The sequence below is a fragment of the Halorubrum salinarum genome, from assembly GCF_013267195.1.
In the GTDB taxonomy this organism is placed as follows: Archaea; Halobacteriota; Halobacteria; order Halobacteriales; family Haloferacaceae; genus Halorubrum; species Halorubrum salinarum.
Genome location: NZ_CP053941.1, coordinates 1,941,360 through 1,955,980 on the forward strand (window position 1 = coordinate 1,941,360; position 14,621 = coordinate 1,955,980).

Consider the following 14,621-nt stretch of genomic DNA (forward strand, 5'->3'; position numbering starts at 1 on the left):
CGGCAGGTAGATGACGGAGGATCCGCGATGAGCGACCACGACCCGGCGACGGCCGCCCTCGACGCCGCGGCCGAGGACGCCGGCGTGAGCCGCGAGGAGCTCCTCAAGCGCGCGCTCGTCGCGCTCGCGGAGTCCGAGGGGATCGACGTCCCCGACGCCGAGGAGGTGGCGGCGGTCGAGGCCCGCCTCGACGACCTCGACGCCGAGCTCGACGAGAAGGTCACCGACCTCCGCCAGCGGTTCGTCGACCTCTACCGCGAGGTCGAGTCGCTCGACGCCGGCGGGGACGGCGCGGGGGACGCGGCCGCGGCGCGGATCGACGACCTCGCCGACGAGCTGGAGGAGGTCGCGGCCCGGCTCGACCGCCTCGACGCGGCCGTCGCCGACGCGCCGAGCGCGGACCGCGTCGACGAGCTCCGCGACCGACTGGACGCGCTCGACGACCGGGTCGACGAGCTGGACGCCGTCCGCGACCGGGTGGACGAGTTCGGGGACCGCCTCGACGATGTGGACGGGCGGGTCGATGCGGTGGACGGCCGGGTCGACGACGTGGACGACCGCCTCGACGGCGTCGAAGCGGACCTCGACGCGATATCCGCGGACGACCTGTCCGACATCGACGACAAGCTCTCGCGGGTCGCGAACGCGGTCGTCAGGGTCAAGCGCCGGCTCGACGCGGCGGAGCGCGACCGCGCCGACCGCGAGCGCCTCGACGCGCTGACGCGCACGGCGAACCGGCACGGGGTGCGGGCGGCCGACTGCGACCACTGCGGCGGGGGCGTCGAGCTGGGACTGCTGTCGGCCCCCGAGTGCCCCCACTGCGGGCGCCGGTTCGAGGACCTGGAGCCGAACACCGGCTTCCTCGGTACGTCGAAGCTCCTCGTCGGGGACCGGCCCGCCATCGACGGCGATGTCGCGGACGGCGCCAGCGGCGACGAAACGAGCGGGGCGAGGGGCCGGACGAGCACCGCCGCGAGCGACGGCGGAGCGGACGGTGACCGCCGATGAGCGACGACCGCTCCGACGACGACGCGGCCGAATACGATCCGTTCGGCGACGACGGTTCGGAGGACGGCCCGTTCGACGACGAGACGTTCGCCGAGGGACCGGGCGACGAGGCCGGCGACGGCCTCGACGGGCCCGACGCGGGCGGGGTCGACGACCCGTTCGCGGCCCTGGGCGAGGGGGTCGGAGACGACGCCGGACCCGACCGAGACGAGGGCCGTTCCGGCGACCGCGGCGACACGCCGCCCAGCGCGGACCCGGAACCGGGCGCGCCCGCGGACGACCCGTTCGCCGAACTGGACGCGGACGCGGCCGACGGGCCGACCGACGGGGACCCCTTCGAGTCGATGGGGAGCGGGGACGTCGGCGAAGAGGACGTGTGGGCGGCGCTCGACGAGGGAACCGCCGTCGGGGCCGACGCGACCGACCTCGGCGACACGGACGGCCCGACTCCCGGGACGCCGGGCGCGGCGGCGACCGGCGACGAGCGCGTGGTCGACAAGCGGAGCTACTGCCAGCGCTGTCCGCACTTCGCGGCGCCCCCGGAGACGGCGTGTACCCACGAGGGGACGGAGATAGTGGAGTCGGTCGACTTCTCGCAGTTCCGCGTCCGCAACTGTCCGATGGTCGAGGCGGACGACCCCGCCTTCGACGGCGAGTGACCGGAAGCGGTTTCGCTTCGACCGCCGAGTACCCGCCGCCGATTTCTGAACACGTTCAAGCCTGACCGCCCGGTACGTCGTCAGTACCGTGGGAGGGTTCGGTTTCGAGGGGCGTCGGTCCGTCGAGCTCGGTCCGGGAGCGGTCACCGGGGCGATAGGGGATTCGATTACGGTGATCCCGCTCGTCGTCGCGCTGGCGCTGCTGACGGATGTCTCGCTGCCCCACGCGCTCGCCGCGTTCGGCGCGTTCCAGGTCGTCTGGGGGGTCCGGTACGGACTGCCGGTGTCCGTGGAGCCGATGAAGGCGCTCGCCGCGCTCGCCATCGCCGGCGCGCTCACGTACGCCGAACTCGCGCTCGCGGGGGTGGTACTCGGCGTCGTCCTCCTCGCTATCGGACGCACCGGCACGCTCGCGTACGTCGAGCGGTGGATCGGCGAGCCGGTCGTCCGCGGCGTCCAGTTCGCGGTGGGCCTCGTCCTCCTGGAGACGGGACTCGGTCTCGCGGTCGAGGACCCGCTCGTCGCGCTCGCCGGGGTCGCGGTCGCCGGCGGGGTCGCGCTCGCGGGCCACGGGAAGGCGAGCACGCTGGCCGTCGCCGCCGTCGGCGTCGCGACCGCCCTCGTCGTCGCCGGCGTGCCGACGCCCCGCCTTCCCGGTGCGCCGCCGACGCCGGCGTTCGGGGCGGCGCTCACGCGGGCGGCGTTCGACGGTGCGGTCGCGCAGCTGGCGATGACCATCGGCAACGCCGCGCTGGCGACCTCCCTCCTCTTCTCGGACCTGCTCGACGCGGAGGTGACGCCCGACGAGCTGTCGACGAGCATGGGCGTGACGAACCTGATCGCCGTGCCGCTCGGCGGCGTCCCCATGTGTCACGGCTGCGACGGGGTGGCCGGCAAGTACGCCTTCGGCGCGCGCACCGGCGGCGCGAACGTCGTGCTCGGCGTCGGCTACCTCGTCGCCGCCCTCTTCGCCACGCCCGCGCTGATCGCGGCGTTCCCGCTGGCGATGCTCGGCGCGCTCCTCGCGATCGTCGCCGTCTCCCTCGCGCGCAACGTCACCGACTCCGACAACCGTGCGCTCTCGGTCGGGATCGGCCTCCTCGCGTTGGCGACGAACCTCGGCGTCGCGTTCCTCGTCGGGATAGCAGTCCACCTCGCGACAGAACGAGTCGGCGGATAACGCGCCGTGAGTGCGGTGATTTCCGTGGCCGGTGGCGCGTGCCGACGAGCGCCCGCAGGGCGCGAGTCGCACGCGCGAGGGAGTCGCTGGCGGTGCCAGCCGCCAGCGACGAGGCTGGGGAGGTGTGAGGTGCGGTTGCCGTGCGGTGCGGGGCGGACTCAAAGGGGCAGCCGCGAGGGCGACGTAGGCGACGCAAGCACTGGAACGAGGAAGCGAACGCAGTGAGCGGCCGAGTGAAGCGCGCAGCGAGCGTACGTCGCCCTCGCGGCTGGGGCTTTGGCGGTGTCCGTCGCCGATTCGCACTCGACCATCGATAAGTAAGCGGCCGGGGCTCTCGGAGAGGCGACGACGATGGCAGTTCCTGATACGTCGACTCCGAGCTCGGTGCCGAGGGTCATTGATAGGATCCCTTCGGTCCACACGTCCTCGTCTCGGCCGCACCCACCGGACCTATACCGCTCGATCCCCTGTCTTCCACGTATATGCAGTTCTGTGACGACTGCGGCTCGATGATGGTCTCTCGCGACGGGGAGATGGTGTGTCAGAACGACGACTGCGGCGCCACGACCGAGCGCGACGAGGCGCTCGCCGCCGAGTTCGAGTCGACGACCGAACAGACCGGCGACGAGGTGATCGAGACGGAGGAGGGCGCGAGCTTCGAGGGGAAGCCCACCGCCGACGACGTCGTCTGCGACGAGTGCGGCCACGGCGAGGCGTGGTACACGATCAAACAGACCGGCGCCGCCGACGAGCCGCCGACGCGCTTTTTCAAGTGTAAGGAGTGCGGCCACCGCTGGCGCGGGTACAGCTGACCGCGATGGACGCGGCCCCATCGCGGCGACGACCCCTCCGCGCGTCCGCCATTCGCGCGCTCGTGGCGCTCGCAGTCGTCGCCCCCGCGGCCTTTCTCCTCGGCCGCGCGGTCGGGTTCTGGCGCGTGCGGCTCGCGGTCGGCAAGCTGCTCGCGCTGCTGCCCGAGGAGGGCGCTCCGGACCACGTCCGGGTGCTGCCGCCGCCCGCGGACGAGTACGCCGGGACGGTCCCGACGAGCCCCGCGGAGACCCGCGCGATGCTCCCCGACCGGGGCTTCTCGGAGCTGATCCGAGCGTACTTCCACGCCTACGAGCGCGACGGGGAGACGGTCCACGAGGTGGGCAGCTTCGTCCACCGCCCCGAGGGGCTCACCGGCGACTGGCAGGTCCACGTCCGGCTGTTCCCCGCGCCCGACGGCTCGACGGAGGTTTGGGCCCACTGGGAGCGGAACCCGTACGTGGCCCCGCTGGCGCACCTGCGGATGGAGGGGTACGACCCCGCCCGCGGCGAGCGGATGGCGGCCGAACTGATCGACGAACTCTGACGCGCGCGCCGCGTCCGCGGCGCGACTCCGGCGGCCCACGCCTCGATCACGGTCCGCGGTAACTAGTCACAGTACAACGATGGTCACAGCACCGCAGTCGGGCGATTAATTCGATTTGAACGGAATTGGGGCCGTAAACTCGACCGAAACGCGGCTGAATTCCGGCGTAGCGTTTGGACGGTTCATGTGGGTCGGGCAGGGAGGGGAAGGCACGATGAACACCGAACGCGTCGCACTGGTCGCGGTCTCGCTGGCGCTCGTCGTCGGCGGGCTCGCGACGCTGCTCGCACCGACCGTCGTCTCCGGACCGGGGACCGCCCCCGCGCAGGCGGCGGCGACCACCGCGATCGAGGGCGGCGGTCTCGCCCCGCTGTTCGGGGTCGCCCTCTGGGGCGTGACGCTGCTGTTCGGCGCGACCGCGGCCGTCTGGTTCGTGCTCGTCGCGATCGTGGGCGCGGGCCACGAGACGCCCCCGAACGAGTACGGCCTCGACGAGGTACAGGTCCGGATCATGACCGTCGACGCCGCCGAGGTCGTCCAGGAGACGGTCGACTCCCTGCCGGACGGGCTCGACGATGTCCACGTCATCGCGGAGGCCGACATCGACGTGCGCGGGGCGACGGTCCACGTCGTCCCCGAGGAGTTCTCGTGTCGCGCGGTCCGTAAGGGCCGCGCTCAGGAGTGGGCCCGGCGGGCGCTCGACTGCCGGAAGGAGTTCGCGCTGTACCTCGACGAGGACAGCGTCGTCGAGTCGCTGGACGGGCTGCCGGACGCCGACATCGTCCAGCTGCGCGAGAAGCCCCGCCGCACGGAGTCGAGCCTCAGCTACCTGGCCGACGTGTACCGCATGGGCGTCCAGATCGAACAGCGGGCGTTCGCGCGCCTCTCGATCCCGCTGTTCGCGTGGGGCGGCGGCATCGCGGTCCGCACGTCGGTCGAAAACGAGGTCACGTGGGACCGCGAGACGCTCGTCGAGGACACGGCCTTCGTCTGGGCGGCCTTCCGCGAGCGCGACGTGACGTTCGCGCTGTCGGACGCGGTCTGCCGGAACGAGGCCCCGCCCTCGCTGTACGAGATCCTCCAGCAGCGCCGCCGCTGGGCGGCCGGGAACGTCCGGGCGTCCGCGATGCTCCCCTTCCGGTACGAGCTGCTGACCAGGGTCCGCAACTACGCGTGGGCGCTCTCGCCGATCGTCACCCTGCTCGTCGTCCCGCTGTCGCTGCTCAGCGTGACGGTCGTCTACAGCGAGCTCTTCTTCGCCGCGTCGATGGGGCTGGCGCTGTGTACCCTCGGCTGGTTCCTGCTCGGCGTCCGCTACTACGGCGCCGACCACCGGCACTGGGCGCTCGCGGTCCCGCTGGCGCCGCTCATCACCGTCGTCCACTCGATGGGGACGGTCGCCGGGATCCTCAACCCCCCGGAGTCGTTCCGCGTGACGACGAAGGTCGGAAGCGACTGAGACGGTCCGTCGAATCGGACGATCGCTTCCGGCCGGCTCGGACGGTCGATCCGGCCGACTCGGACGCTCTCTGATCGGTCGACTCGGGCGATCTCCGATCGGTCGGTTCAGCCGTTCAGTCCGCCGCGAGCCGCTCTCCGAGGAACGCCGCGGCCGCCTCGCCCACCGTTCCGCTCCGCCCGACGAAGAAGTGGTCCGACTCGAACGCGACCGTCTCGATCCCCAGTTCCCCCGCGCGCTCGACCACGGGCTCCCAGTCGGCCGTCGAGTCCCGGGTCGCGTACAGCACGCGCGTCGGCACGCCGCGCTCGGCGAGGTCGCCGAGCGCCGCGACCGTGTCGACGTCGGGGTTCAGACGGGCCGTCGGCGCGAGCGCGCAGACGCCCGCGAGGTCGGGTCGCGAGGCGGCCGCGACGAGCGCGACCGTGCCGCCGAACGAGAAGCCGAAGAGGCCGACGCGGTCGTAGCGCTCGCGCGCCCAGCCGACCGCCGCGTCCGCGTCGGTGGTCTCGCCGTACCCCTCGTCCCAGTCGCCGTAGTCGAACCGGAGGCAGTCGACCCCGCGGTCGGTCAGGGCGTCGCTCACGGCGCGCAGCCGCTCGTCGCCGCGGTGGCCGCGCTGCTGCGGGTGCGGCGGACAGGCGACGACGACCGCGTCCGCGCGCGGCGCGTCGTCGGAACCTTCTCGGGCGCCGTCGCTCGCGGCGGTATCGAGCGTGGCGCGCACGTCGCGGCCGCCGGGGATCAGGACGGTGTCGCTCACTGGGTCCGGACTCCGCGGTCGCCGTCGTTCCCGCTCACGGGACCTGCGTCACGCGGTCGACGTTATCGAGGGCGGCGAGGTCGGCCGCGAGCGCCTCCTGGTCGACGCCCGCCTCGTAGTAGAACACGATGTCGAAGGCGCCGTCGCGGAGGAGCTGCTGGCACTCCCAGACGAACTCCTCGCCGTCGAGTGTCAGCCCCTGGAACTGGTTCGACGAGAAGTTCGTGTCGTCGTTGCCCGCCTCGATGTACGTCTCGCCCTTGTCGGCGTGGTCGGCGATGACGTCGTTGGCGGCGACCGTCAGCTCGTGCATCTCCAAGTCCTGCTGGCCGTCGAGGTCCGTATGGACGATACAGCCCACCAGCTCGATGTCGCCGGGCTCTAAGAGGGCCTTCGTACGGGTGTATAGGTCGGCGTCGACGGTCTCGCTCATGGGTTACCGTTCCGGCTCCCGTAATAAACGGGTGACGGTTCACCGGGCGGAGGGCGCCGGACGACGACGCGCCTCAGCGCCGGAGCGACACGACGACGCCGTCCCCGCTCGCGTCGGCCTCGACCAGGCCGTCGTCCGCGAGGTCGTCGACGAGTCCCCGGAGCCACTCCCGGCCGTGGTCGCCGTCGGGCGCGTAGTCGACGCGGATCCGGTGGCCGAGCGCGTCCAGCTCCATCTCCTCGTGCTCGCCGAGCAGGCGGACGATCCGGCCGCGGAACTGCCGGCGGCTCCCCTCGAAGCTCGGCTGCTCCGGCACGTCGGGCGCGGTGAAGTCGCCGGTCTGGTAGGCGTGGCACCACTCGCGCCACGGGCAGCCCGCCTCGTCGCAGCGCGGCTTCTTCCCGCAGGCGACGCCGCCGAGCTCCATGACCGCGTTGTTCCAGACCCGGGACTCGCCCGCGGGCATGAGCGCCGAGGCGATCCGCTCGAACGCGTCGTCGTCGTCCGGGGCGTCGAACGCGCGGTACAGCACCCGCTTCACGTTGGTGTCGACGACGGCGTCGCCGTTATTGAACGCGAACGACGCCACCGCGTTGGCGGTGTACGGGCCGACGCCCATCAGCTCGCGCAGCCCCTCCGGGTCCTGCGGGAACGCCCCCTCGTAGTCGTCCTCGACCTGCCCGGCCGCCTCTTGGAGGTACTTCGCGCGGTTGTTGTACCCCAGCGAGTGGTCGGACCAGAAGGCGACCACGTCGGCGCGGTCGGCCGCGGCGAGGGCGGCCGTCGTCGGCCACTCGTCGAGGAAGTCCTCCCACGCCGGCACGACCCGGTCGAGCTGGGTCTGCTGGCTCATCACCTCGCTGACGAGGACCTCGTAGGGGTCCTCCGTGCGGCGCCACGGGAAGTCCCGGTGGTCCGCCTCGTACCAGTCGACGAGCGCGCCGCGGACCGCGTCGAGGTCGGCCGGGAGCTCGGGAATGCCCTCCGCGTCGGTCATGCGGATCGCTCCGGCCGGCGGCGGTTTATCCGTGCTGGTCCCCGTCGGCGACGACGGGCTCCATCGTCCGCGGGTCGCGGTCGGGGCCGGGGTACGCCCCGCCGACGGCGTCCGGGTACAGCTTCGCGGGGTCGAACACCGTCGCGAACGCGCGCGGCTCCCGGACGCTCACGGGGAGTCGGTCGCGGAGCCCGGCCGCGGCCCCCGGCCCGGTCAGCGACGGGTCGAGGCTCACGACCTGCATCGCGCCGCCCCGGTACGCGGACGCCAGCGCGGGGTGGTCGCCCGGGGGCTGGGCCACCGGCTCGCGCCACTCCCCGGCCGCCGCGCGCCAGTCCGCCGCCAGGTCGGGGTCCGACAGCGACGCGATCACGGCCTCGGCGTCGTCGAGGAGCGGGTCGCTGGCGACGAGCGTCGTCCACGCGTGCGACCGGAGCGCGTCGAGCGCCTCGCGTGCGGCCCCGCCGAGGAGGAGGTCGGCCGCGAGCGCGCCGGCGTCGGCGACGACGCGCGCCGGACTGGGGTCGGGAGGCTCGGGGACCGCGTCGCCGCCGGAGGAGTCCCCGGCCGCCCGCGCCGCTCGCACGTCGTCGAGGGCGCGCCGCATGTCCGCCTCGTCGCGGTCGCCGCCGAGCGCGGCCGCGCGCTCGAACAGGTCGCCGAAGGTCATGTATCCCGGTCGGCGCCGGGGGCGTATCGTCCTTGCGGCCGCGGCCGGGCAGAGCGCGCGGCCCGGCCGGGTCCAGCGAGCCCGGACGTTATTTGTCGCTCGGATCGAACCCGACGGCGTGAGCGACCGATCCGCAGCCGACCCGACCGTCGCCGTCCCGCAGGTCCCGGTCGACGACCTCCGCGTCGACGTGAACGCCGACCGACTCCGGCGCCGCGCGGCCGACCTGCCGACCGGGGTCGACCTCGCCGTCTTCCCCGAGTACGCGCTCACGGGGTTCGCGGCCGACGAGCGACTCCGCGAGGCCGCGCTCTCCCGCGACGCCGCGCGCGAACGGCTCGAATCCGTCGCGCGGGCGGCGAACGCGGCGGTGATCGCGGGCTACGCCGAGCGCGACGGGGAGAGCGTCTACAACGCGACCGCGTACGTTCCCCCGCCGGACCGCGGCGCGGACGGCGGACCGACGGACGAAGCGCGCGACGGCCCGGGCGGGTTCGCCGTCTACCGCAAGCGACACCTGTGGGACGACGAGGCCGAGTGGGTCGAGCCCGGCGAGGAGCGCGCCGTCGTCGAGACGGCCGCCGGACCGACCGGCCTGCTGACCTGCTACGACCTCAACTTCGTCGCGGAGAGCGCGTGGTTCGCGGAGCGCGCGGTCGACGCGCTCGTCGTCGTCGGCGCGTGGCCCGCCGACCACGTCGCCAACTGGCGGCTCCTGTGTCGCGCCCGCGCGCTCGACGGCGTCAGGTGGGTCGTCGGGGCGGGCCGCACCGGGAGCGCCGGCGGCGGGCGCGTGCCGGACGAGGCGGCGTACGCCGGCAACTCCCTCGTCGCGCGCCCGGACGGCGCGGTCGCGGCCGAACTCGACCGGGACGCGTCGACGCTGACCGCGACGCTCGACCGCGAAACCCTCGCCGCGCAGCGAGACCTCGTCGGCGCTATCGGCAAAAATAGAAAATAATTTTCTTATGTCGAAAAAGTAGTTTTCTCAGTAGGAACTATTAAGTGGGTCGCGCGCGTATACTGAGGTGAAATGAGTACCCAGAAGCAGGCCCGTCAGCGATACGGCGACGTTCACGAGAGCGAAGCGCTCCGCGTCCCCGAGGAGAAGGCCGAACAGCTCGTCGACGCGCTCAACAGCGACCTCGCGGCGACGTACGTGCTCTACCACCAGATCAAAAAGCACCACTGGCTCGTCGAGGGCGCCGAGTTCCTCGACATCCACGAGTACCTCGGCGAGGTCGCGGCCGACCTCGAAGAGGGCGCCGACGTGCTCGCCGAGCGCGCGCAGGCGCTCGGCGGCGTGCCGCTCTCGGGCGGCGCGAACTACGAGGAGCACGCGCCGGTGACCCCCGAGGACGCCGACGCCTACGACATCCGCACCTCGCTCGAACACGACCTCGAGATGTTCGGCGACATCACCGAGCAGCTCCGCGAGCACATCCAGCTCGCCAACAACCTCGGCGACTACAACACCGAAGAGCAGCTCCGCGACATCCTCGGCGACGTCGAGGAACACGGCCACCACATCGAGCACTACCTCGAAGACGACACCCTCGTCACGAGCGAGACGCTCGAATAAGCCGGCCGCGGCGGACCGCTTCCGGGCCGTTCCGGAGTCCGATCCTTCGACTTTTCTGACACCGCCGAGCGACGCCGCCGGCCGCGCTCGTGCCGACCGTGCTTCCGCTGACCGCGTTCCTCCCGACCGCGCTCCCGATCAGTCGAGGTCCGGCGCCCGCTCGCCGGCCGGAATCACGATCTCCAGCCAGTTCTCCTCGGGCGGGAGCGGACAGGAGAACGTGTCGCTGTACGCGCAGAAGGGGCTGTACGCGAGGTTGAAGTCGACCGTGACGGCGTCGCCGTCCTCGAGGTCGCCCTCGGGCTCCAGTTCCATGTACCGCCCCTGGTAGTACGTCTGCTGGCCGGTCGTCTTGTCGCGGAAGGGGACGAAGATGGCGCCGTCGTCGCCCGCCTGTCGGTAGCCCGCGAGCGTGTGCTCCTCGCCATCGACCTCGAACGCGAACGTGACGACCCGGAGGTACCGGACCGGGTTGCTCGCGGTCGTCTCCATCTCGACCGGCTCGGGGTCGTCGTGGACCGTGACCGTCGCCTCGACGCGGTAGTCCGGGTCCGGCGGGAAGTAGTCGAGCCCGTCGAACTCGTCGCGGTCCTCCGGCGGGATCGGCGACTGCGGGTGGTCGTCGAAGAACTCGTCTTTCTCCCGTCGATTCGCGCGGAGCCGCTCGGCGTAGTCCTCGCTCATGGCCGGACGGACGGGCGCCGGCGGTTTCAGGGCCGCGGTTCGGCCGCCCTCCCGACCCGCGACGCCCTCACAGCGCCTGGAGGTCCGCGAGGCAGTCGTCGAGGTCGCGGTTCGACGTGGCCAGCGAGACGCCGTCGACGCGGGCGAGGTCGGCGGCGTGGTCCCACAGGTCGCCGTCCTCGATGCCGTGGAGCACGACCGCGTTCGGCGTCGGGCTCACGACCCGCAGCGCCACGAGCGGCGACTCGCCGCGCGTCACCCGCGTGAACACGAGCGCGCGGTTCGTCGACTGGCCGTACAGCCGGTAGAACTCCTCGCTGGAGAGCCGCGTGATCGCCTGGATCGAGTCGATGACGGTGTGGCCGTTCACGTGGTCGTGGTCGCCGCGGACGACCTCCGTCGCGCCCATCGCCTCGTAGAAGTCCTCCAGGGGGACCGCCGTCGAGTACTCGCGGAGGTCGTGGACGATGTCGCTCTCGAACCCGGCCGAGAGCACCCGGGCGTGCTGGCGGAGGCGGCCGCCGCCGCGGCGCTCGTCGATGTCGAGCAGCCCCTCGACCGTGCGGCGGACGACGCCGATCCCCGGGCTCTCGCGGCGACCGCTCTCGTAGTCGGAGACGACCGACGAGGAGACGCCGAGCTGGTCGGCAAGTTCCGTCTGCGAGACGTCGAAGTCGGTCCGCCACTTCCGGAGGGTCGCCCCCGGATCGTCGCTCAGCGTTATCTCGCCGGCGATCCGGCGGGAGAGCTCCTCGCGTGCGTCGCTCATGGCGTGAACGGACGACCGAGCGCCGCAAAAGGGTACCGTTCGTCGCGCGTCGAACGCCCTCGACTCACTCCAGGTACAGCGAGTAGACGATGACCGCGAACCCGACCGCCGTGAGGAGGCCGTCGATGGCGATGCCGACGGTCAGGTTCGCGCCGATGATCTGGTGAGAGACGCCGCCCAGCAGCGCCCCGACGGTGACGATGCCGAAGCCGACGCCCAGCTCGCGCAGCGACCGGTCGCCGGTCCGATCGTACGCACGGAGCGCGTAGTAGGTGATGCTGCCACCGAGCACCAGGATGGCGGTCTTTGCGACGATGATAGTCAGGTCGATGTAGGGGTTCATGTTTCCTCTCGTAGCTCCGACCACAGGTCGGCCAGTCGCTCGTCTCGGGTCCGCTCGGGCCGAGAGAACTCCACGTCGAACTCGCGGCGGTCCGCGTCGCCCTCCTCGCCGTCGTCGATCGAGACGGTGACGGCGTCGAACGACACCGAGTACCGCGTCGTGTGCTGCCCGTCCCGCCGGATGTCCGTCGACTCCGAGAGCAGGGAGGCGTCGGTGAGCTTCTCCAGTTTCCGGTAGGTCGTCGACAGGGGGATGTCGCACTCCTCGGAGAGCTCGCTCGCGGTCTTCGGCTCGGTGAGCGCCGCGACGATCCGACGGGCCGCGTCGTCGGCCAGCGCGTCGAGCACCTCGTCGACCGACGGCGGCTCCGGCTCTCGCGACGGGTCCCGCACCATGCGTGACGGTTCGGCCCCCGGAACTTAAACCATCGAACTTCGGTCCGAGCGGCGACCGATCGCACGAGGGCGCGGCCGACGACCGCCCGGAACCGTCGCAGGGTCGGCCCGCGCGACGCTGAAGTCGGCCCGCGCGATGCCGCCCGTTTTTGTACGGCCGCGGCGTACCGCGGGCCGATGGACACGTGGAAGCGGCGGGTCGTGTTGTACGCGGTCTTCCTCGGGGGGATGATAGCGTTCACCGCCGTCACGTATCAGTACGGGATGCGGGCGTACGAGAACGACCCGCGGACCCTGATCGAGTCGTTCCGCTTCGCGGTCGAGATGTTCTCCACCACCGGGTTCGGCGGCGACGCGCCGTGGCGGAGCCCCGAGATGAACGCGTACATCGCCGTGATGGACCTCGTCGGGATGGCGCTGATCTTCGGGGCGCTCCCCGTCGTCGCGACCCCGCTCCTCGAGTCCGCGTTCGCGACGAGCGTCCCGCGGTCGCTGGAGCCGGACCTGGAGGGACACGTCGTCGTCGCGTCCGACACCACGCGCTCCGACGCGCTCTTAGACGAGTTCGAGTCGGAGGACGTCCCGTACGCCGTCGTGGAGCGCGATCCGGACCGGGCGCTGGCGCTGTACGAGGCGGGCCACAGGGTGGTTCGGGCCGACCCCGAGACGACCGAGGGGCTCGAGAGGGCACGCCTCGGGGCGGCGCGCGCCCTGGTCACCGACGTCTCCGACCGCGTGGACGCGAGCATCGTCCTCGCGGCGAAGGAGCTGTCGACGGACGTCCGCGCGATAAGCGTCGTCGAGGACCCGAGCCGCGAGCGGTACCACCGGCTCGCCGGCGCGGACGAGGTGCTCTCCCCGCGGTCGCTGCTCGGCGAGCGCCTCGCCTCGAAGGTCACGACCGCGCTCCGGACCGACCTCGACGAGGCGGTCGCGGTCGGCGACCTGCGGATCGCGGAGATATCGGTCCACCACGGGAGCGGCCTCGCCGGGTCGACGCTCGCCGGCAGCGCCATCGGCGAGCGCACCGGCGTCGACGTGATCGGCGCGTGGTTCGACGGCTCGTTCGAGGCGGCGCCGCCGCCGGACGCGACGCTGTCGGCCGGGACGGTCCTCCTCGTCTCGGGGACGGAAGAGCAGGTGGAGCGGCTCGTCGACCTGACCAACTCGGCGGCCCGGCGGTTCGGCGCGGGCGAGACCGTCGTCGTTGGACACGGACAGGTCGGACGGACCGTCGCGAGCGCCCTCGAAGCGGGCGACGTCCCGGTGACAGTCGTCGACCGCGAGGACGGGGAGGCGATCGACGTGGTCGGGGACGCGACCGACCCGGAGACGCTGCGGGAGGCCGGCGTCACCGACGCGCGGACCGTCGTCCTCGCGCTCCCCGACGACACGACCGCCGAGTTCGCGACGCTCGTGGTCCGCGACCTGGCGCCGAACGTGGAGCTGCTCGCGCGGGTCGAGGACCCGGAGAGCGTGCCGAAGATGCACCGCGCCGGCGCCGACTACGTGCTCTCGCTGTCGACGGTGACCGGGCGGATGTCGGCGTCGGCCGTGTTCACGGACCGCGACGTGCTCTCGCTCGACACGCACGTCGAGGTCGTCAGGAGCGAGGCGTCGGTCCTGGCCGGCCGGACCGTCGGGCAGGCGGCCGTCCGCGAGACCACCGGCTGTACCGTCATCGCCATCGAGCGCGGCGGCGACCTCATCACCGACGTGGGCCCCGAGACGCGGATCGAGCGCGGCGACGAGCTCGTCCTCGCCGGCACCGACGAGGGGGTCCGGTCGTTCGAGCGCGCGTTCGCCTGACCGGTTCGCGCCGCAGGTCTCGCCCGTGCCACCGCCTCCGCCGCCGATCCCGCCCGCGCCGCCGCTTCCGCCGGGCCGAGTCGAACGCTTCAAGTATTCGCTGGCTGTTCGTACCCGTATGAAAGACCAGGGACGCTCCGCGCGCAAGCGGACCGGCGGCCGACTCAAGCACGCCTCGAACAAGAAGCGCCACCAGCTCGGCCGCGAGCCCGCCGAGACCACGGTCGGCGAGACGCGACTCCAGTACATCGACTCCCGCGGCACGGACAAGAAGGTCCGCGCGCTCTCGACGAACGTCGCGCAGGTCGCCGACGACGGCGAGGTCAGCGAGGCCGAGATCGAGAACGTCGTCGACAACCCCGCGAACGTCAACTACGCCCGCCGGAACATCGTCACCAAGGGCGCCATCATCGAGACGTCCGCCGGCCGCGCCCGCGTCACCTCGCGCCCCGGACAGACCGGCCAGGTCAACGCGGTCCTGCTCGACTGAGCCCGCGCCCTTTCTGAAGGTAT

18 protein-coding genes are annotated in these 14,621 nt (G+C 72.3%); 10 read left to right on the forward strand and 8 right to left on the reverse strand.

From position 1 onward, the window contains the following. The first annotated feature begins 27 nt into the window (after positions 1-27). From HPS36_RS09865 to HPS36_RS09890, 6 genes are all read left to right on the forward strand, one after another. Entirely contained in the window at positions 28-1,008 is a 981-nt protein-coding gene (locus tag HPS36_RS09865) for an AAA family ATPase (protein ID WP_173230012.1), read from the forward strand. Continuing rightward, positions 1,005-1,667: a hypothetical protein gene (locus HPS36_RS09870; protein WP_173230013.1), complete on the forward strand. Its 663-nt coding sequence runs from the start codon at positions 1,005-1,007 to the stop codon at positions 1,665-1,667. The genes HPS36_RS09865 and HPS36_RS09870 overlap by 4 nt, the downstream gene beginning before the upstream one ends. An 88-nt stretch (positions 1,668-1,755) precedes the next feature. Further along, entirely contained in the window at positions 1,756-2,847 is a 1,092-nt protein-coding gene (locus HPS36_RS09875; RefSeq protein ID WP_173230014.1) for a putative sulfate/molybdate transporter, read from the forward strand. A 482-nt stretch (positions 2,848-3,329) separates the two neighbouring features. Next, the gene (locus HPS36_RS09880; protein WP_173230015.1) at positions 3,330-3,659 is read left to right on the forward strand and encodes a transcription factor S; all 330 of its coding nucleotides are present in this window, start codon (positions 3,330-3,332) and stop codon (positions 3,657-3,659) included. A gap of 5 nt (positions 3,660-3,664) precedes the next feature. Next, a complete protein-coding gene (locus tag HPS36_RS09885) occupies positions 3,665-4,204 on the forward strand; it encodes a hypothetical protein (RefSeq protein WP_173230016.1) in 540 nt (179 codons plus the stop codon). Positions 4,205-4,418: 214 nt separating this feature from the next. Further along, on the forward strand, positions 4,419-5,663 hold the full coding sequence (locus HPS36_RS09890) for a glycosyltransferase family 2 protein (RefSeq protein ID WP_173230017.1): 1,245 nt from the start codon (positions 4,419-4,421) through the stop codon (positions 5,661-5,663). 115 nt (positions 5,664-5,778) lie between these two features. Here the strand turns inward: HPS36_RS09890 and HPS36_RS09895 are convergent, their stop codons facing one another. From HPS36_RS09895 to HPS36_RS09910, 4 genes are all read right to left on the reverse strand, one after another. Beyond that, entirely contained in the window at positions 5,779-6,426 is a 648-nt protein-coding gene (locus tag HPS36_RS09895) for an alpha/beta hydrolase (RefSeq protein ID WP_173230018.1), read from the reverse strand. Positions 6,427-6,460: 34 nt separating this feature from the next. Beyond that, entirely contained in the window at positions 6,461-6,859 is a 399-nt protein-coding gene (locus tag HPS36_RS09900; protein WP_137717722.1) for a DUF5778 family protein, read from the reverse strand. 73 nt (positions 6,860-6,932) lie between these two features. Next, positions 6,933-7,856, reverse strand: coding sequence for an HhH-GPD family protein (locus tag HPS36_RS09905; RefSeq protein ID WP_137717721.1), 924 nt, complete (start codon positions 7,854-7,856; stop codon positions 6,933-6,935). Positions 7,857-7,881: 25 nt separating this feature from the next. Then, positions 7,882-8,526: a DUF7384 family protein gene (locus HPS36_RS09910; RefSeq protein ID WP_173230019.1), complete on the reverse strand. Its 645-nt coding sequence runs from the start codon at positions 8,524-8,526 to the stop codon at positions 7,882-7,884. A 118-nt stretch (positions 8,527-8,644) separates the two neighbouring features. Here HPS36_RS09910 and HPS36_RS09915 point away from each other — a divergent pair, with 118 nt between their 5' ends. Further along, the gene (locus HPS36_RS09915) at positions 8,645-9,487 is read left to right on the forward strand and encodes a carbon-nitrogen hydrolase family protein (protein ID WP_173230020.1); all 843 of its coding nucleotides are present in this window, start codon (positions 8,645-8,647) and stop codon (positions 9,485-9,487) included. 72 nt (positions 9,488-9,559) lie between these two features. Continuing rightward, complete coding sequence (dpsA, locus tag HPS36_RS09920; protein ID WP_121562757.1) at positions 9,560-10,108, forward strand: DNA starvation/stationary phase protection protein DpsA; 549 nt, start codon at positions 9,560-9,562, stop codon at positions 10,106-10,108. 138 nt (positions 10,109-10,246) lie between these two features. Here dpsA and HPS36_RS09925 read toward each other — a convergent pair whose 3' ends face one another. The 4 genes from HPS36_RS09925 to HPS36_RS09940 all read right to left on the reverse strand — a co-directional run bounded on the left by HPS36_RS09925 (position 10,247) and on the right by HPS36_RS09940 (position 12,299). Continuing rightward, positions 10,247-10,792, reverse strand: coding sequence for a DUF1684 domain-containing protein (locus tag HPS36_RS09925; protein ID WP_173230021.1), 546 nt, complete (start codon positions 10,790-10,792; stop codon positions 10,247-10,249). A gap of 67 nt (positions 10,793-10,859) precedes the next feature. Next, positions 10,860-11,561: a helix-turn-helix domain-containing protein gene (locus tag HPS36_RS09930; RefSeq protein ID WP_137717717.1), complete on the reverse strand. Its 702-nt coding sequence runs from the start codon at positions 11,559-11,561 to the stop codon at positions 10,860-10,862. Positions 11,562-11,625: 64 nt separating this feature from the next. After that, positions 11,626-11,904, reverse strand: coding sequence for a DUF7521 family protein (locus HPS36_RS09935; protein WP_121562755.1), 279 nt, complete (start codon positions 11,902-11,904; stop codon positions 11,626-11,628). Beyond that, entirely contained in the window at positions 11,901-12,299 is a 399-nt protein-coding gene (locus HPS36_RS09940; protein ID WP_173230022.1) for an ArsR/SmtB family transcription factor, read from the reverse strand. Before HPS36_RS09940 ends, HPS36_RS09935 begins: the two co-directional genes overlap by 4 nt. Before the next feature lie 177 nt (positions 12,300-12,476). On the opposite strand from HPS36_RS09940, the gene HPS36_RS09945 reads away from it, so the two are divergent. After that, on the forward strand, positions 12,477-14,108 hold the full coding sequence (locus HPS36_RS09945; RefSeq protein WP_173230023.1) for a potassium channel family protein: 1,632 nt from the start codon (positions 12,477-12,479) through the stop codon (positions 14,106-14,108). A 118-nt stretch (positions 14,109-14,226) separates the two neighbouring features. Further along, the gene (locus HPS36_RS09950) at positions 14,227-14,598 is read left to right on the forward strand and encodes a 30S ribosomal protein S8e (protein ID WP_137717715.1); all 372 of its coding nucleotides are present in this window, start codon (positions 14,227-14,229) and stop codon (positions 14,596-14,598) included. Positions 14,599-14,621 lie beyond the last annotated feature (23 nt).

Coding starts and splice junctions, on each gene's coding strand:
- HPS36_RS09950 (WP_137717715.1), top strand. CDS start 14,227: ATGAAAGACCAGGGACGCTCCGCGCGCAAGCGGACCGGCGGCCGACTC.
- HPS36_RS09945 (WP_173230023.1), top strand. CDS start 12,477: ATGGACACGTGGAAGCGGCGGGTCGTGTTGTACGCGGTCTTCCTCGGG.
- HPS36_RS09905 (WP_137717721.1), bottom strand. CDS start 7,856: ATGACCGACGCGGAGGGCATTCCCGAGCTCCCGGCCGACCTCGACGCG.
- HPS36_RS09935 (WP_121562755.1), bottom strand. CDS start 11,904: ATGAACCCCTACATCGACCTGACTATCATCGTCGCAAAGACCGCCATC.
- dpsA (WP_121562757.1), top strand. CDS start 9,560: ATGAGTACCCAGAAGCAGGCCCGTCAGCGATACGGCGACGTTCACGAG.
- HPS36_RS09930 (WP_137717717.1), bottom strand. CDS start 11,561: ATGAGCGACGCACGCGAGGAGCTCTCCCGCCGGATCGCCGGCGAGATA.
- HPS36_RS09900 (WP_137717722.1), bottom strand. CDS start 6,859: ATGAGCGAGACCGTCGACGCCGACCTATACACCCGTACGAAGGCCCTC.
- HPS36_RS09865 (WP_173230012.1), top strand. CDS start 28: ATGAGCGACCACGACCCGGCGACGGCCGCCCTCGACGCCGCGGCCGAG.
- HPS36_RS09880 (WP_173230015.1), top strand. CDS start 3,330: ATGCAGTTCTGTGACGACTGCGGCTCGATGATGGTCTCTCGCGACGGG.
- HPS36_RS09940 (WP_173230022.1), bottom strand. CDS start 12,299: ATGGTGCGGGACCCGTCGCGAGAGCCGGAGCCGCCGTCGGTCGACGAG.
- HPS36_RS09890 (WP_173230017.1), top strand. CDS start 4,419: ATGAACACCGAACGCGTCGCACTGGTCGCGGTCTCGCTGGCGCTCGTC.
- HPS36_RS09870 (WP_173230013.1), top strand. CDS start 1,005: ATGAGCGACGACCGCTCCGACGACGACGCGGCCGAATACGATCCGTTC.
- HPS36_RS09885 (WP_173230016.1), top strand. CDS start 3,665: ATGGACGCGGCCCCATCGCGGCGACGACCCCTCCGCGCGTCCGCCATT.
- HPS36_RS09925 (WP_173230021.1), bottom strand. CDS start 10,792: ATGAGCGAGGACTACGCCGAGCGGCTCCGCGCGAATCGACGGGAGAAA.
- HPS36_RS09910 (WP_173230019.1), bottom strand. CDS start 8,526: ATGACCTTCGGCGACCTGTTCGAGCGCGCGGCCGCGCTCGGCGGCGAC.